Origin of the sequence: Amycolatopsis acidicola (genome assembly GCF_007713735.2) — a bacterium.
Lineage (GTDB): Bacteria > Actinomycetota > Actinomycetes > Mycobacteriales > Pseudonocardiaceae > Amycolatopsis_E > Amycolatopsis_E acidicola.
Genome location: NZ_VMNW02000043.1, coordinates 35,603 through 59,464 on the forward strand (window position 1 = coordinate 35,603; position 23,862 = coordinate 59,464).

General features: G+C 70.5%; 23 protein-coding genes. 16 read left to right on the forward strand and 7 right to left on the reverse strand.

What is annotated here, in order from left to right; genetic code table 11:
- Positions 1 to 99 precede the first annotated feature (99 nt).
- On the reverse strand, positions 100 to 780 hold the full coding sequence (locus tag FPZ12_RS25715; protein WP_144748020.1) for an MBL fold metallo-hydrolase: 681 nt from the start codon (positions 778 to 780) through the stop codon (positions 100 to 102).
- A 110-nt stretch (positions 781 to 890) separates the two neighbouring features.
- On the opposite strand from FPZ12_RS25715, the gene FPZ12_RS25720 reads away from it, so the two are divergent.
- From FPZ12_RS25720 to FPZ12_RS25735, 4 genes are all read left to right on the forward strand, one after another.
- Complete coding sequence (locus FPZ12_RS25720; RefSeq protein ID WP_243770024.1) at positions 891 to 2,138, forward strand: acyltransferase family protein; 1,248 nt, start codon at positions 891 to 893, stop codon at positions 2,136 to 2,138.
- A gap of 53 nt (positions 2,139 to 2,191) precedes the next feature.
- A complete protein-coding gene (gene uvrA, locus FPZ12_RS25725; RefSeq protein WP_144748021.1) occupies positions 2,192 to 5,053 on the forward strand; it encodes an excinuclease ABC subunit UvrA in 2,862 nt (953 codons plus the stop codon).
- 75 nt (positions 5,054 to 5,128) lie between these two features.
- Entirely contained in the window at positions 5,129 to 5,605 is a 477-nt protein-coding gene (locus tag FPZ12_RS25730) for a COG4315 family predicted lipoprotein (RefSeq protein WP_144748022.1), read from the forward strand.
- A gap of 20 nt (positions 5,606 to 5,625) precedes the next feature.
- Positions 5,626 to 6,066 carry an SRPBCC family protein gene (locus FPZ12_RS25735; RefSeq protein WP_144748023.1) on the forward strand — a complete coding sequence of 147 codons (441 nt, stop codon included), beginning with the start codon at positions 5,626 to 5,628 and terminating at the stop codon, positions 6,064 to 6,066.
- Positions 6,067 to 6,070: 4 nt separating this feature from the next.
- Here FPZ12_RS25735 and FPZ12_RS25740 read toward each other — a convergent pair whose 3' ends face one another.
- A complete protein-coding gene (locus tag FPZ12_RS25740; protein ID WP_144748050.1) occupies positions 6,071 to 7,375 on the reverse strand; it encodes a cation:dicarboxylate symporter family transporter in 1,305 nt (434 codons plus the stop codon).
- Between the two features lie 202 nt (positions 7,376 to 7,577).
- Between FPZ12_RS25740 and FPZ12_RS25745 the strand changes: the two genes are divergently transcribed.
- From FPZ12_RS25745 to FPZ12_RS25755, 3 genes are read left to right on the forward strand one after another with little or no spacing between them, the layout of a single operon-like run.
- A complete protein-coding gene (locus tag FPZ12_RS25745) occupies positions 7,578 to 9,146 on the forward strand; it encodes a sensor histidine kinase (RefSeq protein ID WP_144748024.1) in 1,569 nt (522 codons plus the stop codon).
- Positions 9,143 to 9,799, forward strand: a complete 657-nt coding sequence (locus FPZ12_RS25750) for a response regulator (RefSeq protein ID WP_144748025.1) — start codon at positions 9,143 to 9,145, stop codon at positions 9,797 to 9,799. The genes FPZ12_RS25745 and FPZ12_RS25750 overlap by 4 nt, the downstream gene beginning before the upstream one ends.
- Before the next feature lie 19 nt (positions 9,800 to 9,818).
- On the forward strand, positions 9,819 to 10,292 hold the full coding sequence (locus FPZ12_RS25755) for a YbjQ family protein (protein ID WP_144748026.1): 474 nt from the start codon (positions 9,819 to 9,821) through the stop codon (positions 10,290 to 10,292).
- Between the two features lie 45 nt (positions 10,293 to 10,337).
- On the opposite strand, the gene FPZ12_RS25760 is transcribed toward FPZ12_RS25755, so the two are convergent.
- Together FPZ12_RS25760 and FPZ12_RS25765 are read right to left on the reverse strand one after the other, a co-directional pair.
- On the reverse strand, positions 10,338 to 11,906 hold the full coding sequence (locus tag FPZ12_RS25760; protein ID WP_144748027.1) for an N-acyl-D-amino-acid deacylase family protein: 1,569 nt from the start codon (positions 11,904 to 11,906) through the stop codon (positions 10,338 to 10,340).
- Positions 11,906 to 13,204, reverse strand: coding sequence for an amino acid deaminase (locus tag FPZ12_RS25765; RefSeq protein ID WP_144748028.1), 1,299 nt, complete (start codon positions 13,202 to 13,204; stop codon positions 11,906 to 11,908). The genes FPZ12_RS25760 and FPZ12_RS25765 overlap by 1 nt, the downstream gene beginning before the upstream one ends.
- 83 nt (positions 13,205 to 13,287) lie before the next feature.
- Here FPZ12_RS25765 and FPZ12_RS25770 point away from each other — a divergent pair, with 83 nt between their 5' ends.
- Entirely contained in the window at positions 13,288 to 13,668 is a 381-nt protein-coding gene (locus FPZ12_RS25770) for a RidA family protein (protein ID WP_144748029.1), read from the forward strand.
- An 8-nt stretch (positions 13,669 to 13,676) separates the two neighbouring features.
- On the opposite strand, the gene FPZ12_RS25775 is transcribed toward FPZ12_RS25770, so the two are convergent.
- Complete coding sequence (locus FPZ12_RS25775) at positions 13,677 to 14,036, reverse strand: DUF1844 domain-containing protein (RefSeq protein ID WP_144748030.1); 360 nt, start codon at positions 14,034 to 14,036, stop codon at positions 13,677 to 13,679.
- Between the two features lie 231 nt (positions 14,037 to 14,267).
- On the opposite strand from FPZ12_RS25775, the gene infC reads away from it, so the two are divergent.
- From infC to pheT, 6 genes are all read left to right on the forward strand, one after another.
- Positions 14,268 to 14,846: a translation initiation factor IF-3 gene (gene infC, locus FPZ12_RS25780; RefSeq protein WP_144748051.1), complete on the forward strand. Its 579-nt coding sequence runs from the start codon at positions 14,268 to 14,270 to the stop codon at positions 14,844 to 14,846.
- Positions 14,847 to 14,917: 71 nt separating this feature from the next.
- Positions 14,918 to 15,112 carry a 50S ribosomal protein L35 gene (rpmI, locus tag FPZ12_RS25785; protein ID WP_144748031.1) on the forward strand — a complete coding sequence of 65 codons (195 nt, stop codon included), beginning with the start codon at positions 14,918 to 14,920 and terminating at the stop codon, positions 15,110 to 15,112.
- Between the two features lie 69 nt (positions 15,113 to 15,181).
- Positions 15,182 to 15,562 carry a 50S ribosomal protein L20 gene (gene rplT / locus FPZ12_RS25790; protein WP_144748032.1) on the forward strand — a complete coding sequence of 127 codons (381 nt, stop codon included), beginning with the start codon at positions 15,182 to 15,184 and terminating at the stop codon, positions 15,560 to 15,562.
- Positions 15,559 to 16,386 carry a TrmH family RNA methyltransferase gene (locus FPZ12_RS25795; protein ID WP_208026005.1) on the forward strand — a complete coding sequence of 276 codons (828 nt, stop codon included), beginning with the start codon at positions 15,559 to 15,561 and terminating at the stop codon, positions 16,384 to 16,386. Before rplT ends, FPZ12_RS25795 begins: the two co-directional genes overlap by 4 nt.
- A 98-nt stretch (positions 16,387 to 16,484) precedes the next feature.
- Positions 16,485 to 17,552: a phenylalanine--tRNA ligase subunit alpha gene (gene pheS, locus FPZ12_RS25800; RefSeq protein ID WP_144748033.1), complete on the forward strand. Its 1,068-nt coding sequence runs from the start codon at positions 16,485 to 16,487 to the stop codon at positions 17,550 to 17,552.
- Positions 17,552 to 20,077: a phenylalanine--tRNA ligase subunit beta gene (pheT, locus tag FPZ12_RS25805; RefSeq protein WP_144748034.1), complete on the forward strand. Its 2,526-nt coding sequence runs from the start codon at positions 17,552 to 17,554 to the stop codon at positions 20,075 to 20,077. Before pheS ends, pheT begins: the two co-directional genes overlap by 1 nt.
- A 50-nt stretch (positions 20,078 to 20,127) precedes the next feature.
- On the opposite strand, the gene FPZ12_RS25810 is transcribed toward pheT, so the two are convergent.
- Positions 20,128 to 20,820, reverse strand: a complete 693-nt coding sequence (locus FPZ12_RS25810) for a DNA alkylation repair protein (RefSeq protein ID WP_144748035.1) — start codon at positions 20,818 to 20,820, stop codon at positions 20,128 to 20,130.
- Between the two features lie 127 nt (positions 20,821 to 20,947).
- Here FPZ12_RS25810 and FPZ12_RS25815 point away from each other — a divergent pair, with 127 nt between their 5' ends.
- Positions 20,948 to 22,537 (forward strand): alpha/beta fold hydrolase, encoded by a 1,590-nt coding sequence (locus FPZ12_RS25815; RefSeq protein WP_144748053.1) that lies wholly within the window; start codon positions 20,948 to 20,950, stop codon positions 22,535 to 22,537.
- Between the two features lie 8 nt (positions 22,538 to 22,545).
- Here FPZ12_RS25815 and FPZ12_RS25820 read toward each other — a convergent pair whose 3' ends face one another.
- Positions 22,546 to 23,106 (reverse strand): DUF4240 domain-containing protein, encoded by a 561-nt coding sequence (locus FPZ12_RS25820; RefSeq protein WP_144748036.1) that lies wholly within the window; start codon positions 23,104 to 23,106, stop codon positions 22,546 to 22,548.
- Between the two features lie 128 nt (positions 23,107 to 23,234).
- Between FPZ12_RS25820 and FPZ12_RS25825 the strand changes: the two genes are divergently transcribed.
- Positions 23,235 to 23,723, forward strand: coding sequence for a helix-turn-helix domain containing protein (locus FPZ12_RS25825; RefSeq protein ID WP_144748037.1), 489 nt, complete (start codon positions 23,235 to 23,237; stop codon positions 23,721 to 23,723).
- Positions 23,724 to 23,862: the final 139 nt, after the last annotated feature.

A 23,862-nucleotide genomic window follows, 5' to 3' on the forward strand; every position in this document is an offset into this window, starting at 1 on the left:
TCCCCGTCGCGACGGATCGCACTGGCACTCACGCGTGCCGCGGATCATCGGCCCCCGGCGGCGACCTCACCTACTGATCCCGCCCCGCCCGGGAGCGGCTCACCAGCCGCGCTCACGCCATTCCGCGACCTTCGGCCGCTCGGCGCCGAGCGTGGAGTCGTCCCCGTGCCCGGGGTAGAACCACGTGTCGTCCGGCAGCACGGCGAAGATCCGCTCCGACACGTCCTCGATCAGCGACGCGAACCGCTCCGGGTCGTTTTGCGTGTTGCCGACGCCGCCGGGGAACAGCGAGTCGCCGGTGAACAGGTGCGGGGAGCCTTCGGGATCCCGGTACAGCAAGGCGATCGAGCCCGGCGTGTGCCCGCGCAGGTGGATCACCTCCAGCTCGCAGTCGCCGACCGTCAGCTTGTCGCCGTGCTCCACGAGGAAGTCCGGCGGCACCGGCAGCGGCTCCGCGTCGAGGGGGTGCGCGGCGGTGTTCGCGCCGTTGGCACCCGCCACCGCGCCCAGCGCCTGCCAGTGGTCGGGGTGCTGGTGCGTCGTCACGACGGTGCGCAGCGCCGGCCGGTCGGGGCCGTGCCCGATGAGATCCGAGATGCGCTCCGGGTCGGCGGCCGCGTCGATCAGCAGCGCCTCGTTCTGCGCGCGGCACACCAGCAGATACGCGTTGTTGTCCATCGGCCCGACGGAAATCTTGGTGATGGTCAGCGCGCCGAGCGTGCGCCGCGCGGCGTCCCCGCCCGGTTCGACGTGCCCGGTGTATTCCTCCACGACGTTCACCCGGCACACGGTAGCCGCCCCGCCACGCCGTGCTCCACCCGTTCAGCTTTGTCTCAGATTCATAACCTAATCTCGGGACCGCTTGCCCGAAGTCGATCTCCAGGAAGACAGTGCCGAGTTCCGCGAAATCCCCGTCCCGGCGGATCAGCTGGGACGCCATCCGAGTGGTGTCCGTGGTTTCCGTGATGCTCGGCCACATCACGCACCAGGGCCCGCTCGCGCACACCGAGCTCGACAACTACCCGTTCAAGGTCACCGGCCAGTTCGGCGCCGCCGCGCTGATGGTGATCTCCGGGTTCTTCGTCTGCCAGACGGTGCGCCGCGGCGACAGCGGGCGCTGGCTGTGGAAGAAGATCTCCCGGCTGCTGCCGCCGTACCTGATCGCCGTGGTGCTCACGTACGTGGTGATGCGCTTCGCCGGCGCGGCGTTCAACCACCAGAGCTTCGACAGCGGCTGGTTCGACACGCTCTTCGGCCCGACCTCCGACCACGTGGCGTGGGCCTCGTCGTGGTACGTCCCGGTCGGGCAGGACCTGCTGGTGAACCTGTTCATGGCGCAGGGCTGGAACCAGTACTTCATCTGGCTCGACGGCTCGTACTGGACGCTTCCGGTGCAGCTCATGGTTTTCGCCGCCGCCGCGGCGTTGTGGGCGGGCACGCCGTGGTTCCGCTCGAACCGCAGTATCCGGCTGCTCGTGTGGGGCCTGATCCTCATCCCGCTGTTCGTGCGGTTCTGGGTGATCGGCGTGACCAACCCCGCTCCCTGGGCGTACGGCGTGGTGTTCGGTTTCGGCCTGCACCGGATGCACGTGTTCGCCGCCGGTATCGCGATCTGGCTGTGGTCGCGGAGCCGGCTTTCCGGGCGGCACCTGGCTTTCCTGCTCGCCGCCGCGGTCTGGGCGCAGGATCTGCACCTGTACCCGGACGGCGTCCCGCTGCCCACCGACCCCGCCCGGATGCCTTCGGACATCGGGTTCGCGGTGATGCTCGTCGCGATCTGCGCCGCCGCCAAGGGGCCGGACTGGACGTTCCTGCGCCCGCTCGCGCGCCCGATCACCTGGCTCGCCGGCATCTCCTACGGCGTCTACCTGCTGCACCAGGAGCTGGGCTACATACTGGCGCGGGTCCTGCAGGACGCCGGGTTCGACGGCTGGGCCAGGCTGCCCGTCCTGCTCGGGGCGGCTATCCTCGGTGGCTGGCTGCTCACCGTGCTGGTGGAACGGCCGGCCCACCGGTGGCTCACCCAGCCCCGGCGCGCCGCTCCCGCGCCGAGGACGCCACCGGACGATCTCGTCCCGGACGGCTCGCGGACCAGCGGGAACGGTCCGGCTCCCGTTTCTGTCGGTGGGTCGTCCTAGCATGGATGCGGCCGGTCTCCCGGCCCAAGACTTTCCAGCGAAGGGACCCTGGCGTGGCTGATCGCCTCGTTGTTCGCGGCGCCCGCGAGCACAATCTCCGTGGCGTCGATCTCGACCTGCCCCGGGACAGCATGATCGTGTTCACCGGCCTGTCCGGCTCCGGGAAGTCGAGCCTGGCCTTCGACACGATCTTCGCCGAGGGCCAGCGCCGGTACGTCGAATCGCTGTCCGCGTACGCCCGGCAGTTCCTGGGCCAGATGGACAAGCCCGACGTGGACTTCATCGAGGGGCTGTCCCCGGCGGTGTCGATCGACCAGAAGTCCACCTCGCGCAACCCGCGTTCCACGGTGGGCACCATCACGGAGGTCTACGACTACCTGCGGCTGCTCTACGCCCGCGCGGGCAAGGCGCACTGCCCGCAGTGCGGCGAGCTGATCAGCAAACAGACCCCGCAGCAGATCGTCGACCAGGTGCTCGAAATGGAGCCGGGCACGCGGTTCCAGGTGCTCGCGCCGATCGTGCGCGGCCGCAAGGGCGAGTACCTGGACCTGTTCGCGAACCTGCAGCAGCAGGGCTATTCGCGGGCGAGGGTGGACGGCGCGGTCCATTCGCTCACGGATCCGCCGAAGCTCAAGAAGCAGGAGAAGCACAACATCGGCGTGGTGGTGGACAGGCTTTCGGTCAAGTCCTCCTCCAAACAGCGGCTCACCGACTCGGTGGAGACGGCGCTGCGGCTGGCCGACGGGCTGGTCGAGCTCGAGTTCGTCGATCTCCCCGAGCACGACGCGCACCGCATCCGCGGGTTCTCCGAGAACCTGGCCTGCCCCAACGGTCACCCGCTCGCGATCGAGGATCTCGAGCCACGCTCGTTCTCCTTCAACTCGCCGTACGGCGCGTGCCCGGAGTGCACCGGCATCGGCATCCGCAAGGAGGTCGACCCCGAGCTCGTCGTCCCGGACGACGAGCTTTCGCTGGAAGAGGGCGCGATCGCGCCGTGGTCCGGCGGGCAGAGCGCCGACTACTTCCAGCGCCTGCTCGAATCCCTGTCGGAGACCATCGGTTTCCGGATGGACACCCCGTGGCGCAAGCTGCCCGCCAAGGCGCAGAAGGCCGTGCTGCACGGCGTGAACGAGCAGGTGCACGTCCGCTATCGCAACCGCTACGGCCGCCAGCGTTCGTACTACGCGAACTTCGAGGGCGTGATCCCGTTCCTCGAGCGCAGGCTGGACCAGACGGAGTCCGAGTACATGCGTGAGCGGTACGAGGGCTACATGCGCGAGGTGCCGTGTCCCGCCTGCCAGGGCGCGCGGCTCAAGCCGGAGATTCTCGCCGTCACCCTGGAGCACGCCGACTACGGCGACCGCTCCATCGCCGAGGTCTGCGCGCTGTCCATCGAGGAGTCCTCCGCCTTCCTGGACGGGCTCACCCTCGACGACCGCCAGGCGATGATCGCGGGCGCGGTGCTCAAGGAGATCCAGGCCCGGCTGCGGTTCCTGCTCGACGTCGGGCTGAACTACCTCTCGCTGGACAGGGCGGCGGGCACGCTCTCCGGTGGCGAGGCGCAGCGCATCCGGCTGGCCACGCAGATCGGCTCCGGCCTGGTCGGCGTGCTCTACGTGCTCGACGAGCCGTCGATCGGCCTGCACCAGCGGGACAACCACCGCCTGATCGAGACGCTGACCAGGCTGCGGGACCTCGGCAACACGCTGATCGTCGTCGAGCACGACGAGGACACCATCCGCTCCAGTGACTGGGTGGTCGACATCGGCCCCGGCGCCGGTGAGCACGGCGGGCACATCGTGCACAGCGGCCCGTACAAGAAGCTGTTGCGCGCCAAGGGTTCCATGACGGGGGACTACCTGGCGGGCCGTCGCGGCATCGACGTCCCGGCCATCCGCAGGCCGGCGAACAAGAAACGCCAGCTGACGGTGGTCGGCGCGCGCGAGCACAACCTGCGCGGCGTGGACGTGTCGTTCCCGCTGGGCTGCCTGGTGTCGGTCACCGGGGTGTCCGGCTCGGGCAAGTCCACGCTGGTGAACGACATCCTGGCGACGGTGCTGGCGAACAAGCTCAACGGCGCCCGCCAGGTGCCGGGCAGGCACACCCGGGTGCGCGGGCTGGACCAGGTGGACAAGCTCGTGCGGGTGGACCAGTCGCCGATCGGCCGCACCCCGCGGTCCAACCCGGCCACCTACACCGGGGTGTGGGACCACGTCCGCAAGCTGTTCGCGGCCACCACCGAGGCGAAGGTGCGCGGCTACCAGCCGGGCCGGTTCTCCTTCAACGTCAAGGGCGGCCGGTGCGAGGCCTGCGCGGGCGACGGCACGATCAAGATCGAGATGAACTTCCTGCCGGACGTCTACGTGCCGTGCGAGGTGTGCAAGGGCGCGCGGTACAACCGCGAGACGCTCGAGGTGCACTACAAGGGCAAGACGGTGTCCGACGTGCTGGACATGCCGATCGAGGAGGCCGCGGAGTTCTTCGAGCCGATCAAGGCGATCCACCGCCACCTGCAGACGCTGGTGGACGTCGGGCTGGGGTACGTGCGGCTGGGCCAGCCCGCGCCCACGCTCTCCGGTGGTGAGGCGCAGCGCGTGAAGCTGGCCAGCGAGCTGCAAAAGCGGTCCACCGGCAAGACGGTGTACGTGCTCGACGAGCCGACCACGGGCCTGCACTTCGAGGACATCCGCAAGCTGCTCGGCGTGATCAACGGCCTGGTGGACAAGGGCAACACGGTGATCGTCATCGAGCACAACCTGGACGTGATCAAGACCTCCGACTGGCTCATCGACATGGGGCCCGAGGGTGGTTCCGGTGGCGGCACGGTCGTCGCCGAGGGCACCCCGGAGGAGGTGGCCGAGGTCGCGGAGAGCTACACCGGGCAGTTCCTGAAAACGGTGCTGACGGACGCGTGAACCGCCGGGGCCCCGGATCCGTATCTCCCGACAGGCCCCGGAAAAGCACCGCGGGGCCGGCGCCGGGAGGTGCGGATGGTTCCTCGCCCGGCCGCGCTCGCCGTGGCCGCCACGCTGGCCGTGGTGGTGGCCGGATGCGGCACGGGCGGTGGCTCCGCGGCCGGGCCGCCGGCGGATCTGAACGGGATCACCACCGATGCCCTGGGCGCGGTGGTGGCCGACGCCCAGGGCCATGTGCTGTACCGCTTCGACGGTGACACGTCCCAGCCCCCGGTCTCGCACTGTTACGGGCCGTGCGCCGAGACGTGGCGGCCGGTGCTCACGTCCTCGAGCACCATCACCAGCCAGGGCCTCGCGCGGAACCTGGTCAGCGCCACCACCCGCGAGGACGGCAGCCAGCAGGTGACCCTGGCGGGCTGGCCGTTGTACCACTACGTCAAGGACACCGTCGCGAACCAGGCGGCGGGCCAGGGCATGGACGGCCGGTGGTTCGCGGTCACCCCGGCAGGCGGCAGGGCTGAAGCGTCTACTTCGGACAGTGGCGGTTACTGAGCTTCGCGCATACTGGGGTGGTGCGGCTCAACAGCTACCTGTTCCGGGACGACTGGTTCCTCGCCGCCCCGGCGAACAAGGTCTTCGCGACGGTCGTCGACCTGGCCGAATACCCGCGGTGGTGGTCCGATGTGCGTTCGGTGAGCAAGATCGACGAGGACACCGCCGAACTGGTCTGCCAGGCGACGCTGCCGTACCGGCTGGTGCTGCGGATGTCCCGGGCGGAGGAGGACGAGCCCGCCGGGAGGCTGGCCGTGCTGCTGGACGGGGATCTGCGGGGCTCGCTGTCGGCGCGGGTGCACCGCCGCCCGAGCGGCACGCTTTTGCAGATCCGCCAAGAGGTCGAGGCGACGAAGCCGTTGCTCCGCCGCCTCGCGCCGGTGGCGCGCCCGGTGTTCCTGCTCAACCACGCCCTGATGATGCGGCGTGGCCATGCCGGGCTGCGGGCGCGCCTGGCGTGACTGCTCAGGCTGGTACTTTTTCCCGTTCCGGCGCCGGTTCCGGGGTGCTCTCGTCGTCGACCATGGTCTCGTTGAACGGTTCCTGCCCGGACAGCACCAGGTGGGCCCGCTCGCGGTCGAACTCCTTGGTCCAGTTCCCGATCAGCACGGTGGCGACGGCGTTGCCCGCGAAGTTGGTGACCGCGCGCGCTTCCGACATGAACCGGTCGATGCCGAGGATGAACCCGACGCCGCCGACCAGGTCCGGCCGGTGCGACTGCAGCCCGCCCGCGAGCGTCGCGATGCCGGCGCCGCTGACGCCCGCGGCGCCCTTCGACGCGATGACCATGAACACCAGCAAGGAGATCTGCTCGCCGATCGAGAGCGGGCTGCCCTGCGCCGAGGCGATGAACAGGGTGGCCATCGTCAGATAGATCGCGGTCCCGTCGAGGTTGAACGAGTACCCGGTGGGCACCGTGATCCCGGCGACGGACCGGCTCACCCCGAGGTGCTGCATCTTCGCGATCAGCCGCGGCAGCGCCGACTCCGAGGACGATGTCGACACGATCAGCAGGAACTCCCGCGCGAGGTAGCGCATCAGGCTGAACACGCTGATCCGCGCGCCGAACCAGAGGATCGCGCCGAGTACCACGAACACGAACAGCACGCAGGTGATGTAGAAGCCGAGCATCACGACCAGCAGGCTGCGCAGCGCCGACCAGCCGGTGGCGCCGACGACCGCCGCGATCGCGCCGAACGCGCCGACCGGGGCGGCCCACATGATCATCGACAGGATGCGGAACACGAGCTTCTGGATGTGCTCGATCCCGCGCAGGACCGGTTTGCCCGCGGGGCCGAGCTTCTGCAGCGCGAACCCGGCCAGGAGGGCGACCAGCAGCGTCTGCAGCACCGAGCCTTCGGTGAACGCCGAGAGCAGTGACTCGGGGATGATGCCGAGCAGGAAGTCCGTGCTGCCCTCGCCGCCGGTGGCCTGCTGGTGTGCCTTGGCCGCGTCGGCCGGGTTGAGGTGCAGGCCCGAGCCAGGGTGCAGCAGGTTGCCCACCACGAGCCCGATCACGAGCGCGATCGTGGACATGGCGAGGAAGTAGCCGATCGCCAGCAGGCCCACCTTGCCGACCTTGGCGGCCTTGGCGACCGAGCCGATGCCCAGCACGATGGTGCAGAAGATGATCGGCGAGATCATCATCTTGATCAGGTTCACGAACCCGGTGCCCAGCGGGGCGAGCCCCTTGGCGAAGCCCGGGGCGGCGAATCCGACGATCACGCCGAGTACCACCGCGGCTATCACCGCGAGGTACAGGTAGTGCATCCCGTCGCGACGCCGTTTGCCGGTGTCGGCGGCAGAGTTGGTCGGCACCTTTGCCTCCTGAACTGTGTGTGTCGCCGCGCACGGGGCGGCGGAGTGGTTCAGGGGGACTATCCGGCGTCACCCGGTCGTGGGAAAGGTTGTGGTCATTGAGTTCGCGGACCCGAGCGGGGGCCGTCCGGCGTGTGCGCCTTATCGTCGACGCATGAAGAACCGGCGGTGGAGCCTCGCCCGGCAGCTGCTGCTGTTGCAGGTGGCGATGCTGGTCGTCCTCGTCGGGGTCGGCACCGGGCTGGCGTACCTGGACGCCTCGCACGCCGCCGACGACCGGGCCACCGAAGAGGTCCTCGCCGTGGCGGGCACGATCGCGGACGCGCCGACCGTCCGCAGTGCACTGTCCACATCGGACCCGAGTGCCGAGCTGCAGCCCTTCGCCGAGGACGTGCGCGGGGACACCAGGGTCGATTTCATCACGATCATGACCCCGGACGGCATCCGCTACACCCACCCGAACCCGGAGCTGATCGGCCGCCGGTACCTCGGCACGATCGAAGAGCCCCGCCAGGGCCGCACGTACACCGAGACCTACACCGGCACGCTCGGGCCGTCGATCCGCGCCGTGGTCCCGGTGTTCGACGGCGGTCACGTGGTCGCGCTCGTCGCGGTCGGCATCACGGTGCAGGCGATCTCGGCGGAACTGACCGAACGCCTCGTCCCGGTGTTCATCGCCGCCGTCGCCGTGCTCGCCGTCGGGATCACCGGCAGCGTGCTGATCAGCAGGCGGCTCGACAAACAGACCCGCGGCCTCGCCCCGGCCGAGCTGGGCAGCGTGTTCGCCTACTACGAGGCCACGCTGCGCGCGGTGCGGGAAGGGCTCGTGCTCGTCGACGACGACGGCCGGATCGCGTTGTGCAACAAGGGCGCGCGGGACCTGCTCGGCCTCGAAGGCGACCCTGCCGGCCGGGCCGTCGACGACCTCGGCCTGCCGGACACCCTGGCGGAATCGTTTCGTACCAAGGAGATCCGCACCGACGAGATCCACCTGACCGACTCCCGCGTGCTCGTCGTGAACACCGCCCCGGTGCACTCCGGGCAGCGGGCCCAGGGCACGGTCGTCACGTTGCGGGACCACACCGATCTGCAACAGCTCACCGGTGAGCTCGACACCGTGCGCGGGCTCGCGGAGTCGCTTCGGTCGCAGGCGCACGAGGCGGCGAACCGGCTGCACACCGTGGTGTCGCTGGTCGAAATCGGCAAACCCGAGGAGGCCGTCGAGTTCGCGACGGCGGAGCTGGAGATCGCGCAACGGCTCACAGACCACGTCGTCGGCGCGGTGTCCGAACCGGTGTTGTCCGCGCTGCTGCTGGGCAAAGCGGCCGAGGCGAGCGAGCGCGGGGCGGAGTTCGTGCTGACCGCCGACACCGCGTTGGACGAGCTCGACATCGCGCCCCGGGACCTCGTCACGATCCTGGGCAACCTGATCGACAACGCGCTCGACGCGGCGATCGGCAACGCGGCGCACGCCAGGCCGAAGGTCACCGTCACCGCGCGGGAAGAGGACGGCGGGCTGCTGCTGCGCGTGGCCGACAGCGGGCCGGGCGTGCGCGACAGCGAGGTGTTCCGCCGCGGCTGGTCGACCAAACCGCAGGACGGGCACGGCCTCGGGCTGGCGCTGGTGGATCAGGCCGTCCGCCGCTACCACGGCACAATCGAGGTCGCCAACGACGGTGGCGCCGTGTTCACCGTCCGCCTGCCGCGGGAGGAGAAGCCGTGATCCTGGTGCTCGTCGTCGAGGACGAGCCGGTGGCCGCCGAGGCGCACCGGCAGTACGTCGAGCGCGTCGCCGGGTTCACCGTCGCCGGGGTGGTGCATTCCGGCGCGGAGGCGCTGCGGTTCTGCGAACGGCACCACGTCGACCTGATCCTGCTCGACTTCTACCTTCCCGACACGCACGGCCTCGCGGTCTGCCGCGCCCTGCGCGCGGCGGGCAGCACCGCCGACGTCATCGCGGTGACCTCCGCGCGCGACCTCACCGTGGTGAAGGCCGCCGTGTCCGCAGGGGTTGTGCAGTATCTGCTCAAACCGTTCACCTTCGCTTCACTCAAAGAAAAGCTGGACCGCTACGCGCAGTTCCGGGGCAGCGAAGGCGAGGCGGCCGACCAGAGCGACGTCGACCGCGCGCTCGCCGCGCTGCGCACGCCCTCGCCCGCGCTGCCGAAAGGGCTGAGCGGCGAGACGCGGGACGCGATCGTGCGCGCCCTGCGTGAGCAGCCGCTTTCGGCGGGCGCGGCCGCCGAAGCCACCGGCGTTTCGCGGGTGACGGCGCGCCGCTACCTGGAACATCTGGCCGACGCGGGCCTGGTCCGGCGTGAGCCTCGATACGGACAGGTGGGCAGACCGGAGGTTTGGTACCACGCGGCCACCTGAGACCGTTACCATCCGGCGCATGAGCCAGCCATACCCTCAGCAGTTCCCGATCATGCTGTCCACAATGAACGATTTGCCGGGCTACAAGGTGGTCCGCGTGTTCGGCGAGGTCTTCGGCCTCACCGTGCGAAGCCGGAACATGTTCTCCACGATGGGCGCCGGTTTCAAGGCGATGGCGGGCGGTGAGCTCAAGGGTCTGTCCAAACTGCTCTCCGACTCCCGGTACGAAGCCCTCGGCCGGCTCGCCCAGGAGGCGATGCAGCACGGCGCGAACGCGGTGCTCGCGCTGCGCTTCGACTGCAACGAGATCGCCCAGACCGCCAGCGAGATCGCCGCCTACGGCACCGCTGTGTACGTGGTGCCCGAAGGCCAGGAGGGCATCCAGCAGCAACAGCAGCAGGCCGCCGCGCAGCAGCAACAGGCCGCGCAGTACCAGCAGCAGCAACAACAGCAGCAGTTTCAGCCCCCGCAGCAGGGCTACCCGCAGCAGTGAGCCGCCCGGTCCGGGGAGGGGGAGGCCTTCCCGGACCAGGTGGTGTCAGCGGAGCGAACGCCCGGCGAGCGCCCCGGTCGGGCGGCCGTCGTCGAGGGCGGCCACCCCGTTGACGAAGACGTACGGAATGCCCGCGGCCTGCTGCCGCGGGTCGTCGAAGGTCGCCGTGTCGGCCACGGTCTCCGGATCGAACAGCACCAGGTCCGCGGCGTAGCCGTCCTTGACGAGACCCCGGTCCGGCAGGCGCAGCCGGGCCGCCGCGCGCCCGGTCAGATGGGCCACACACTCGGCGAGGCCGAGCACGCCGAGCTCTCGCACGTAATGCCCGAGGTAGCGCGGGAAAGTGCCCCAGGCGCGCGGATGCGGCCGGTCCCCGACGAGCAGTCCGTCACTGCCGCCGGTGTGCGTACGGTGCCGCATGATCGCCCGCACGTTCTCCTCGTTGCCGACGTGCATCAGGCACGACGTGCCCAGCTGTTCGGAGACGAGGGTGTCGAAGAACAGGTCCACGGGCCGGATTCCCTTGTCCCGCGCGGAATCCGCGACGCTGCGCCCGACGAGGTGTGCGTTCTCCCGTCGCCGCACGCCGTTGATCTCGATGGCCGACCAGTCCACCACCACGCCGTGCGCGCCGTCGGACCCCGTTTCCTCCAGTGCCTCCCTGATCCGCTCCCGTTCGTCCACATCGGACAGCCGTCGTAGCGTCTCGTCGAGCCCGCCCGAAGCGGCCCAGCTGGGCAGCAGCGCCGACAGGTACGTGGCGCCGGGCAGGTACGGGTATGTGTCGAGCGTGATGTCCGCGCCGTTGTCGAGCGCTTCGTCGAGCAAGGCCAGCAGCTCCGGCGCGCGCCCTTTGTTGACCGGGAAGTTCAGCGTCGCGTGCGCGAGGTGCAGCGGGCAGCGGGCGCGTCGGCACACGTCGACCATCTCCGCGAACGCCTCCAGCGCGCCGGCGCCGTAGCTGCGGTGGTGCGGGCTGTAGTAGCCGCCGTGCGCGCCGACGACTTCGCACAGCGCGACCAGTTCGTCGTCGTCGGCGTACATCCCCGGCGTGTAGGTGAGGCCCGAGGACATCCCGGCGGCACCCTCGGCGAGTCCGGTGGCGACGAGGTCGCGCATGGTGTCCACTTCGGACTCCGTCGCCGGCCGGTCGTCCGCGCCGACGGCCAGCATCCGCACCGTGCCCTGCGGCACGAGATACGCGGCGTTGACGGCGATCCCGGCGTCGAGGCGGTCGAGGTACTCGCCGACCGAGCGCCAGTTCCAGTCGAACCCGGCGGGGTCGTCGTTCCATCCCGCGAGCTGACGGCGCATCGCGGCGAGAGTGGCGTCGTCGACCGGGGCGTAGGACAGGCCGTCCTGGCCGAGCACTTCGGTCGTGACGCCCTGGGAGACCTTCGCCAGATGGTCCGGCGCGGCCAGCAGCTGCAGATCCGAATGCGAGTGCATGTCGACGAACCCGGGCGCCAGCACCAGATCCCCGGCGTCGATCACCCGGCGCCCGGTGAGCGACTCGCCGAGCACGATCCGGCCGTCGCGGATCCCGGCGTCGGCGCGGAACGGCGGGCGGCCGGTGCCGTCCGCGATCCGGGCGCCGCGGAGGACGACGTCCATCAGAAGAAGGTCCGGACGAACTCGACCACGGTTTCCCCGTCCACCACGGGAAGCAGTGACCATTTGTCGAACACGGTGCACGGATGCGAGAGCCCGAGCCCGACCCAGTCGCCGACCTCCAGCGGCGAGCCCGGCGGCAGCGCGAGGAACGTGTGCTGGTCGTTCATCGCGGTCGCGCGGTGCCCGGTCAGCTCCGTGGTGACCCCGTCCCGGCGGTGCAGCTGCGGCTCGGGCATCCCCTCGTCGAAGGAGGCGTCCCGCTTTCCGAGTGTCAGCAGCGCCAGCTCGCCGGTGGGCTTCGAGGTGACCTGCGCCCACGCGCGCAACGCGGAGCGCAGGGGAGGGGCGCCGGTGATCCGCGGCCGCTCGCCCAGCGGGGAGATGCCGCGGTAGAAGCCGTCGTCGTGCGTGACGTACGAGCCACTGCGCAGCACCGGCGCCACGCTCAGCTCGCCGGGCCAGCCGGTGAGGGCGTCGGCGACCTGGTCGAAGTAGGCGCTGCCGCCCGCGGTGACGATCACCTCGTCCACATCGGCGAAGAAACCCTTGTGCGCCAAAGTGATCGTGAACTCGCGAAGCCGCCGCAGGTACGCCTCGACGATCTCTCGTGAGCGTTCGGTGGCGTCGTGCGCCAGCGCGCCCTCGTAGCCGCTGACACCGGCCAGCCGCAACGCCGGACTGTCGCGAACGGCCTCGGCCACAGCGAGCGCGGCGGCGTCGTCGCGCGCGCCGGTGCGGCCCGGCTCGCCGCCCAGCTCGACCAGCACGTCGACCGGCCTCGACGCGCCGCGAAGCGCGTCCGTCATCAGCTCGACCGAACGGACGGTGTCCACCCAGCAGCTGAACTCGAAACCCGGGTCGGCGTCCAGCTCCGCGCCCAGCCAGCGCAGCGCGGCGGGATCGACGAGCTGGTTCGCGAGCAGCACGCGCGAGACGCCGAAAGCCCGGTACACGCGCAGCTGACCGGCGTTGGCGGCCGTCATGCCCCAGGCGCCGTGCGCGATCTGCCGGGCGAACAGCTGCGGGGCCATCGTCGTTTTCCCGTGCGGCGCAAGGTGAAGCCCGCGTTCGGCGCACCAGGCGGCCATGGTCCGGAGGTTGTGCTCGAGCGGGCCGGCCTCCAGTACGACGACCGGCCCGAGGAAGCCGTCGGCGAACAGGTCCGGTCGGCGCGCGGCGGCATCGGCGAGGGAGAGCCCGAAGAGATCGGACGGCACGGCCTTGAACCGCCAGTCGAGCCGTTCTTCGCCGAGCGCGGCCACCGCCGCGCGGTCGAGGGAGCAGGTGGAGAAGGTCACCAGCCCTCCGTAGCATCGCTTCCGTGCGGGGTCAACGGCCGCCGCGCGGAAGTGTCCGTCCACAGTGGAATGAAGGAGTGTCGATGGCGAAGGTCGCGATCACCACCGCGAAGGCGCCGAAACCGGCCGCCCATTACTCGCCGGGGGTGCGCAAGGGCAACCTGCTCCAGGTCGCGGGCCAGGTCGGCATCGACCCGGCGACCGGAAAGCCCGCGGGCCCGACGGTCGCCGAGCAGGCGCGCCAGGCGTTCGCGAACGTGGAGGCGATCCTCGCGGAGGGCGGCTCCGGCTTCGACGACGTGATCATGGTGCGCGTCTACCTGACCGACACGGCGCACTTCGCGGAGTTCAACGAGGTGTACAACGAGCTGGTGAAAGAGCCCTACGCGGCCCGCACCACGGTGTACGTCGGCCTGCCCGCCGGGCTCCTCGTGGAGATCGACGCGCTCGCCGTGCTCGACTGACGACGGGGTCAGTGCACCGGGCCGGTGTACTTCTCGCCGGGGCCCTGGCCTGGCGCGTCGGGCACGGCCGAGGCCTCGCGGAAGGCCTTCTGCAGGGACTGCAGCCCGTCGCGCATCGGGGCCGCGTGCATGCCGAGGTACTCCGCCGAGGCGGTGATCAGCCCGGCCAGCGCGGTGATCAGCCTGCGGGCTTCGTCCAGGTCGCGGCGGGGGCTGGAGTCCGGGTCCTCGTCGGCGAGGCCGAGCCGCTCCGCCGCCGCCGACATCAGCATGACCGCGGCGCGGCTGATCACCTCGACGCTCGGGATGTCCTGCAGCTCGCGGACGCCGGGGGAATTTTCGGGCTGGTCAGAAGCGTTGGAAAGCACGTCTGGTACCCTTCCACGTGCGACCAGCCTCCGAGCGATCGGGGGCCGCAAGTGGAGCCCCGCTCCCACCCGCGTCGCCGCCTCAGGTGGCCGGGTCCGGTCTCGCCACAGCGTGGCGAAGCGTCCGTGCTTATGGGGCGCGATCGGAAAGCAGGGCCCCGCGTACCGGTGAGTTTCGCACCGGAGCCGGGGCCTTCGGTATGTGGGCACCAGGTCGAGAAGCCAGAAGAACTGAACTCGGACCAAGGAGGCCACATCAGCTCCGAGACACGCATCAACGACCGCATCCGCGTTCCCGAGGTCCGCCTGGTCGGACCCAACGGTGAGCAGGTCGGGATCGTCCGGATCGAGGATGCGCTCAGGCTCGCCCAGGAGGCGGATCTCGACCTCGTCGAGGTCGCGCCGCAGGCGCGCCCACCGGTCTGCAAGCTCATGGACTTCGGAAAGTTCAAGTACGAGAGCGCGCAGAAGGCCCGCGACTCACGTCGCAACCAGCATCTGACGGTCATCAAAGAGCAGAAGCTGCGGCCGAAGATCGACCAGCACGACTACGAGACGAAGAAGGGCCACGTGTCCCGCTTCCTCTCCGCCGGCAACAAGGTCAAGGTCACCATCATGTTCCGTGGCCGCGAGCAGTCCCGGCCGGAGCTCGGCTTCCGGCTGCTGCAGAAGCTCGCCGACGACGTGCAGGAGCTCGGCTACGTCGAGTCGTCGCCGAAGCAGGACGGCCGCAACATGATCATGGTGCTGGCGCCGCACAAGAACGCGAAGGCCAAGCAGAAGGCGGCCAGGGAGCCGGTCGAGTCCTAGGCCGAGCCGACGACGCAAGTCCGCAGCACACCGGGGAATCCGGTGTGCTGCACCATGAAAGAGAGCAAGCAATGCCCAAGATGAAGACGCACAGCGGGACCTCCAAGCGGATCCGGGTCACCGGCACCGGCAAGCTGCGCCGCCAGAAGGCCGGCCGCCGCCACCTGATGGAGAAGAAGGCCAGCAAGGTCACCCGCCGCCTGGAGGGCACCACCGAGGTCGCCAAGAACGACGTCGGCCGCGTGAAGCGCCTCCTCGGCCGCTGAGCCGCTCCCAGACTTTGTAAACCCCCCGGGGCGGAAGATCGCGCCCCCTGAGATCGACAGGATGGACCCGTGGCACGCGTCAAGCGGGCGGTCAACGCCCAGAAGAAGCGTCGCGCAACTCTCGAACTGGCCAGCGGCTACCGCGGCCAGCGTTCGCGGCTGTACCGCAAGGCCAAGGAGCAGACGCTCCACTCGCTCAACTACGCCTACCGGGACCGCCGCGCCCGCAAGGGTGACTTCCGCCAGCTGTGGATCACCCGCATCAACGCGGCCGCCCGCCAGAACGGCGTCACCTACAACCGGTTCATCCAGGGTCTGAAGGCCGCCGGCGTCGAGGTCGACCGCAAGGTGCTGGCCGACCTCGCCGTCAACGACGCCGCCGCGTTCACCGCGCTGGCCGAGGTCGCCAAGCAGCACGTGAGCACCGGCGAAGAGAAGAAGTCGGCCTGAGCGCCGAGTACTCGCAGCCCGGGGCGGAACCGTTCACCCAGCGGTCCCCCCGGGTTGTTGCTGCCCGGCGGCTGACGCGCCGTCCGGAACGCGAGAAGGCGGGCCGCTTCCTGGCCGAGGGCGCGAACGCCGTCGGCGCCGCGCTGGAGCGCGAGGCCGCGCGGGAGCTGTTCGTCACCGAGCGCGCCGCGCAGGCCCATCCCGGCCTCGTCACGGCCGCGCTGGAGCAGGGCATCCGCGTCTCGGCGATCACCGAGCGCGCGGCCGACGGCCTGTCGGAAACCGTGACCCCGCAAGGGATCGTGGCCGTCTGTGACCTGCTCGACCGCCCGCTCGAAGGCCTGCTGGCGCCCGGCGCGCGGCTCGTCGCGGTGCTGGCCGACGTCGCCGACCCGGGCAACGCGGGCACGGTCATCCGGGTCGCGGACGCCGCCGGCGCCGACGCGGTGATCCTCGCCGGGGACAGTGTGGATCCGCACAACGGCAAGTGCGTGCGCGCGTCCGCGGGCAGCCTGTTCCACCCGCCCCTGGCGCGCGTGCGTGACACCGCGGCGGCGCTCGAAGCGTGCCGCGCCGCGGGCCTGCGGCTGCTGGGCGCGCACGGCTACGCCGAAACGGAGCTGGACTCGATGCCGCTGGACAGGCCGGTGGCCTGGGTGTTCGGCAACGAGGCGCACGGGCTTTCCCCGGAGGTGCTGGAGTCGGTCGACGAGGCCGTCCGCATCCCGATCTACGGCGCCGCGGAAAGCCTCAACCTGGCCACGGCCGCGGCGGTCTGCCTGTACGCCAGCGCGATGGCCTCCCGCAGGTCGAACGGAGGGTGACCGGCCCTCACCCGAGGGCTGTCGCCTAGAATCCTCCGGTAATCGTCTACGTGTGCTCGCGCCGAGCCGCGGACCGTTCCAGCGGACGCTGAGGAGTTATGTCCGGAGCCAACGACAAGCAGGACCCGAAGCCGGCCGAGGCCCTCACGGCCGAAACCCTGCAGGCCGCCGTCAAGAGCGCCGAGACGGAGTTCGAGCAGGCCAAGGACCTCGACGAGCTGGCCGCGGTCAAGCCGGCCCACCTCGGTGACCACTCGCCGCTGCTGGTGGCCCGCCGGGCCATCGGCGCGCTGCCCAAGGCCGAGAAGGCCGACGCGGGCAAGCGGGTCAACGAAGCGCGCCAGGCGATCCAGGGCGCTTTCGACGCCCGCCGCGCCACGCTCCAGGCGGAGCGGGACGAGCGCGTGCTCCGCGAAGAGGCTGTCGACGTCACGCTGCCGTGGGACCGCGTGCCCCGCGGCGCGCGGCATCCGATCACCACGGTCAGCGAGCGGGTCGCCGACGTCTTCGTGGCGATGGGCTGGGAGGTCGCCGAAGGCCCCGAGCTCGAGGCGGAGTGGTTCAACTTCGACGCGCTGAACTTCGGCAAGGACCACCCGGCCCGCCAGATGCAGGACACGTTCTACGTCGGCGAGCCCGGCTCCGGCCTGGTCCTGCGCACGCACACCTCCCCGGTGCAGGCCCGCACGCTGCTGCACCGTGACCTGCCGGTGTACGTCGTGTGCCCGGGCCGCACCTACCGCACCGACGAGCTGGACTCCACGCACACCCCCGTGTTCTCCCAGGTCGAAGGCCTCGCGGTGGACAAGGGCATCACCATGGCCCACCTCAAGGGCACCCTCGACGCGTTCGCCCGCGCGATGTTCGGGAGCAAGTCGAAGACCAGGCTGCGCCCGCACTTCTTCCCCTTCACCGAGCCCTCGGCGGAGGTCGACGTGTGGTTCGAGGAGAAGAAGGGCGGTGCCGGCTGGGTCGAATGGGGCGGCTGCGGCATGGTCAACCCCAACGTGCTGCGCGCCTGCGGCGTGGATCCCGAAGTGTATTCGGGCTTCGCGTTCGGCATGGGCCTGGAACGGACCCTGCAGTTCCGCAACGGCATCCCCGACATGCGCGACATGGTCGAGGGCGACGTGCGGTTCACCCTTCCCTTCGGAACGGAGGCATAGTGCGAGTCCCCGTAAGCTGGCTCACCGAGCATCTCGACGCCGGCGAGGTCGGACCGCAGGAGCTGGCCGACGCCTTCGTCCGCATCGGGATCGAGGTCGACGGCATCCACCGGCTCGGCGAGGTGACCGGGCCGGTCGTGGTCGGCCGCGTCGCCGAGATCGAGGAGCTGACCGGTTTCAAGAAGCCGATCCGCTACTGCCGCGTGGAAACCGGCGAGGAGGTCACCCCCGAGGACGAAGAGTCCGAAGAGGACAGTGGCCCGCACGGCATCAAGACGCGCGGCATCGTCTGCGGCGCCACGAACTTCGCCGAGGGCGACCTCGTGGTGGTGGCGCTGCCGGGCGCCGAGCTGCCCGGCGGGTTCGCCATCGCGCAGCGCAAGACCTACGGCCGCGTCAGTGACGGCATGATCTGCTCCGCCCGCGAGCTCGGCCTCGGGGACGACCACACCGGCATCCTCGTGCTCCCGCCCGCCACCGCCTCTCCCGGCGATGATGCGCTGGCGATCCTCGGCCTGGACGACACGGTGCTCGAGCTCGCCCCCACGCCGGACCGCGGCTACGCGCTGTCGGTGCGCGGGCTCGCCCGTGAGCTGGCGTGCGCGCTCGACGTGCCCTTCGGCGACCCGGCCTCGCTGGAGCTGCCGGAGCCAGAGGGCGAGGCGTGGCCGGTGCACATCGAGGACGAGACGGGCTGCTCCCGCTTCGTGCTGCGCCGGGTCACCGGGCTGGACGCGGGCGCGCCCACCCCCTGGTGGATGCGGCGCAGGCTGCTGCTGTCCGGGATCCGGTCGATCTCGCTGGCCGTGGACGTGACCAACTACGTGATGCTCGAGCTCGGGCATCCGCTGCACGCCTTCGACACCTCCTCGGTGAAGGGCGACCTCGTGGTCCGGCGCGCGAAGCCGGGCGAGAAGCTGTCCACTTTGGACGACGTCGAGCGCGAGCTGGACCCGGACGACATGGTGATCGCCGACGACTCCGGGGTCATCTCGCTGGCGGGCACGATGGGTGGCGCCGGCACCGAGATCAACACCGAGAGCACCGACGTGCTGCTCGAAGCGGCCCACTGGGACCCGCCCTCGATCAGCCGCACCGCCCGCAGGCACAAGCTGTTCTCCGAGGCCGCCAAGCGGTTCGAGCGGTTCACCGACCCGCAGCTGTGCCCGGCCGCCGTCGAGCTGGCCGCTCGGCTGCTGCGCCGCTACGGCGACGGCAGCATCCAGCCCGGCCGCACCGACGTCGGGCACGTCGAGCCGATGGCGCCGGTGACCATGCCGATCGACCTGCCGGACCGGTTCGCGGGCGTGCGCTACGAGCGCGGCGTCACCGTGCGGCGGCTCGGCCAGATCGGCTGCAAGGTCAGTGTCGGCACCTCCGACGAGGGCACGGCCCAGGTCATCGCGACCCCGCCGAGCTGGCGCGGGGATCTGCTGCAGCCCGCGGACCTGGTGGAGGAGGTGCTGCGGCTGGAGGGGTACGAAAGCATCCCGTCCACGCTGCCGCCCGCCCCGCCCGGCACCGGGCTGACCGAGCACCAGCGCCGCCGCCGCACCGTTTCCCGCGCGCTCGCCGACGCCGGGTACGTCGAGGTACTGCCCTTCCCGTTCATGTCCGCGTCCACGTGGGACGCGTTCGGCCTCGCCGAGGACGACGTCCGCCGGCGGACCGTGCGGGTACAGAACCCGCTCGAGGCGGACAAGGACCAGATGGCGAGCTCGCTGCTGCCCGGTCTGCTGGACACGTTGCAGCGCAACGTTTCCCGCGGGTTCAAGGACGTCGCTCTGTTCCACATCGGACAGGTCGTGCTGCCGGGGGCGAACCCGCTGCCGGTGCCCGAGCTGGGCGTCGAGCACCGGCCCAGCGAAGAAGAGCTGGGCAAACTGGAGGCCGCGGTGCCCCCGCAGCCGCTGCACGTGGCCGTGGTGCTCGCCGGTGAGCGTGAGCGCTCCGGCTGGTGGGGCCAGGGCCGGCAGGCCGGCTGGGCCGACGCCGTCCAGGCGGCCCGCACCGTGGGCGCCGCCGCCGGTGTCGAGCTGCGGGTGCGCGCCGCGGACCTGCCGCCGTGGCACCCCGGCCGCTGCGCCGAGCTGCTCGTCGGTGACTGGCCGGTCGGGCACGCCGGTGAGCTGCACCCGAAGGTGGTGGAAGCGCTCGGCCTGCCCAAGCGCACGGTCGTGATGGAGCTGGACCTCGACGCCATCCCGTTGCCGGACAAGCGCCCGGCTCCGTCGGTGTCGCCGTACCCGCCGGTGCTGCTCGACGTGGCGCTGGTGGTGGACGCCAAGGTGCCGGCGGCCGATCTCGCCGAGGCGATCACCGCCGGCGGCGGTGAGCTGCTGGAGGACGTGGCCCTGTTCGACGCCTACACCGGTGACCAGGTGGGCGAGGGCAAGCGTTCGCTGGCCTACAAGCTGCGTTTCCGCGCGCCGGATCGCACGCTCACCGTCGAAGAGGCCACCAAGGCCCGTGACGAGGCCGTCGCCGAGGCCGCTTCCCGGTTCGGGGCCGTGCTCCGCGGCTGAGTTCTCCGGTCTGCCGCGCCGTCCTGAGTGGACGGCGCGGCAGCCTGCTTTCAGCCCTTCACGTGCTTGAGCGCCTCGCGGACCGACAGCGGGGAAAGCCCAGGGTGCTCGTCCACGAACCGCAGCACCCAGGCGGGATCGATCCGGGCGTGCTGCCGCAGTGCCCAGCCGATTCCCTTGCGCAGGAAGAAATCCCGCTCGCCGATGCTGGCTTCGATCGCGAAGGCCAGCAACCCGATGTCGATGTCCTGCTTCGCGCCGAGCTGGCAGATGATCGCCGTGCGGCGGCGCCAGTGGTCTTCGTCCACCGCCCAGCGGCGCAGCTGCGGCAACAGGATTTCCGGCTCCGCGCGCAACAACGGGCCCACCCGGCGGACGGCCACCTCGTCCACGTAATCCCACCAGGCACCGGTCACGATGAGCTCCTCGTACAACGGCAGCAAGGAACTGTCCTGCCAGCGCTGATAGAGGCGGTGGCCCGTGAGGTCGATCGCGACGTACCGCTCCTCCCGAAAACCGGCCTCCCGCCACAGTTCCCGGACGGCGGAAACGAAGGATTCCTTGTCCGGCAACGGGAAATCGGCGAACCAGCGGCGCGTGAGCCGGGCGCGCGCCGGTTTCGGAACCCCGTGGAACGGCAGCTCGGATTTCATGTAGCGGCGCATTTCCGGCGCCTTCACCGGATCCCCGGCCGAAGCCAGTCCGGTCCGCACTGTCCGCACGAAATCCGCCACGGTGTCCACCTCGCGAGCCTAACCGGAAGAGAAGACGAAAGTCGGGTGGCGAAAACCGCCGGGATCGGAGAGGTTGGTCCGAACCGTTGCTCGCTTCCACCGGGAGTCGGTGGAAATGTCGACGAAAAGGACCGAAGTGAACAAACTCTTCTCCACGATCGCGTCGGCGGGCGTGCTCGCCGGGTGCCTGGTGGCCGTGCCGTCGGCGGCCGCCGCCCCGGCCGCGCCCGATTTCCAGCCGGCACCGATCGCCTGGGGCGCCTGCGCTTCCCCGAGCCTGCAGAAGGCCGGCGCCCAGTGCGGCTTCCTCGAAGTGCCGATGGACTACGCCGATCCCGCCGGCGCCAAGGTCTCCCTCGCCGTATCGCGCGTGCAGCACACCACGCCGCAGTCGCAGGGCGTCATGCTGGTGAACCCGGGCGGGCCCGGCGGTTCCGGGCTCGGGCTTTCGGTACTGGGCAAGGACGTGCCCAACCATGCGGGCGACTCCTACGACTGGATCGGCTTCGATCCGCGTGGCGTCGGCTCCAGCAAGCCCGCGCTCTCCTGCGACGCGAACTACCTCGGCTACAACCGGCCGGACTATGTGCCGACCACGCCGCAGCTGGAGCAGACCTGGCTCGCCACCACGAAGTCCTACGCCGCCGCGTGCGCGAAGAACGGCCCGCTGCTGGACCACATGAAGACCACCGACGTCGCGCAGGACATGGAATCCCTGCGGAAGGCGCTCGGCCAGCCGCAGATCAACTACTACGGCTTTTCCTACGGCACCTATCTCGGGCAGGTGTACTCGACGCTCTACCCCGAGCGGGTGCGGCGGATGGTGCTCGACAGCAGCGTGGACCCGCGCAAGGTGTGGTACCAGGCCAACCTCGACCAGGACGTGGCCTTCGACCGCAACATCAAGATCTACTTCGACTGGATCGCGAAGTACGACAGCGTCTACCACCTCGGGACCTCGGGCGACGCCGTCGAGCGGCTCTGGTACTCCGAGCAGCAGAAGCTCGAGGCGCACCCCGCGGGCGGCGTGATCGGCCCCGACGAGTGGAGCGACATCTTCCTGCAGGCCGGGTACTACCGGTTCGGCTGGGAGGACATGGCGAAGGCGTTCAGCGGCTGGGTGCACAACGGTGACTGGCAGACACTGAAGACGCTCTTCGACAGCACGGACACCCCCGGCGACGACAACGGTTTCGCCGTCTACAACGCGGTGCAGTGCACCGACACGCAGTGGCCGACGAGCTGGCACCGGTGGAAGACCGACAACTGGGCCACCTACCGGCGCGCGCCCTTCGAAACCTGGGGCAACGCCTGGTACAACGCGCCCTGCATGTCCTGGCCCGCGAAGGCGGGCAAGCCCGTGCGCATCGACGGCACGCGGGTGACGAGCGCACTGCTGATCGACGAGGAGCTGGACGCCGCGACCCCCTTCGCGGGCAGTCTCGAGGTGCGCCGGCGATACCCGCATTCCAGCCTGATCAGCGAACCCGGCGGCGCCACGCACGCCGACTCGCTCTCCGGTGACTCCTGTGTCGACGATCAGGTGGCGGACTACCTCGCGACGGGCAAGCTGCCGCAACGCAAACCCGGCAACGGCCCGGACACCACCTGCGCGCCGCTGCCCGACCCCGTGCCCGCCGGCGCGGCTGCCGCGAAGTCGGACACCACTGCGGCGAGCCAGGCGAAGCAGCCGTTGGAGCTGCAGCAGGCTCTCGTGCATCACTGAGCGGACGGTCATCGCTGCCCCGGCATGAGGTCCGGGGCGGCGAGGCCGTACCGCGCGACGAGCCGGGGATAGCGGCGCCGCAAGGATTCCCGGTCGGTCTGCAGTGGTTCGCCCGGAGGCGGGCCCGCCGGCTCGGCCACGCCGAGTGCCTGGCGGATCGCCTCCTCGAACACCCGCCTGTCCTCCTCCGGATCATGCGGTGGCAGCAGCCTTTCGGGCGCCGCGCGCAGTAGCCCGGCCGCCGCCGCGATCTCCCCAGGCTCCACGGCCCACGAGGCCAGTTCGTCCGGATCGGCGAGCACACGGCGGAAATCGCGCCGGCCGCGCAGCACCAGCCAGCTGATCGCGTCGGCGAAGCCCGCGATGCCGCCCGCGCCGGGCAGGGTGCCGAACGCGGCCAGGAGATCCCAGCCGCGGGCACGGCGGTGCACCCCGACCAGCTCCCGGTGGAATCTGATCACCTCGGGCGCGGCTTCTTCTTCCAGCAGCCGGCGCACGCCGGCCAGCGTGTCCGGCCCGGACTGCTCGCGTGCGGTGGCGATGAGACGCCACAGAAAACGTTCCCCCATCTTGGACCCCCAGTCCCTCGTGATGGCTTCCGCTCACGGTACGACGGGGCACCGACAATTTCGGTGCGGAGTCGCCCGGGGACGTTCGGTGACGAAAACTGTCGGTGGGTGCCGCTAGCGTCTCCGGCATGAACATCATCGAGGAGCACCGGACCAAGGTCCGGGCCGGCGAGAACACCTTTTCCATCGAGGTCACCACGCTGCCGGGTGGTGACCGGCCCGACCGGCTCGTACTGAGCGTGGGCGGGGCGGGCGAGCAGGGCGAGTCCGTCGTGGACGGGCAGCTGGAGATCGCCGCTTCGGCGATCGAATCGCTGGGGGCCGTGCTGTCCGAAACGCTCCGACATCACGCGGCAGTGAGCGCCTCGGGTGAGCGAAGAGCGCGTGCCCGCCCGGCCGCGCAGGGGCGCCCGTGGACACCGGAGCTCGACGTGGAGCTGGAGCGCCGGTGGATCGCGGGTGATCCGGTGGCCGAGATCGCGCAGCATTTCGAGCGTTCGCCGGGCGGGGTCCGCGCCCGGCTGCCCCGCGTGGGCTGCGATCCGGAGCGCCCGGGAGAGTACCTGCCCGAGCCGCCGAGCCAGCGGGTGCCCGGGGGAGAGGAGGCCGGGTCGTGAAGGCCTGATGTGGCGAACTCCTCCGCGCCGGGTCTCGGCCCGGCGCGGAGGAGGACGTACGGTCGGGTCGGGACGCGTTCCGTTTCCGGGGGCACATGAGCCCGCCCACTCCGGATTGATTGAACTTGCGTCGCCATGC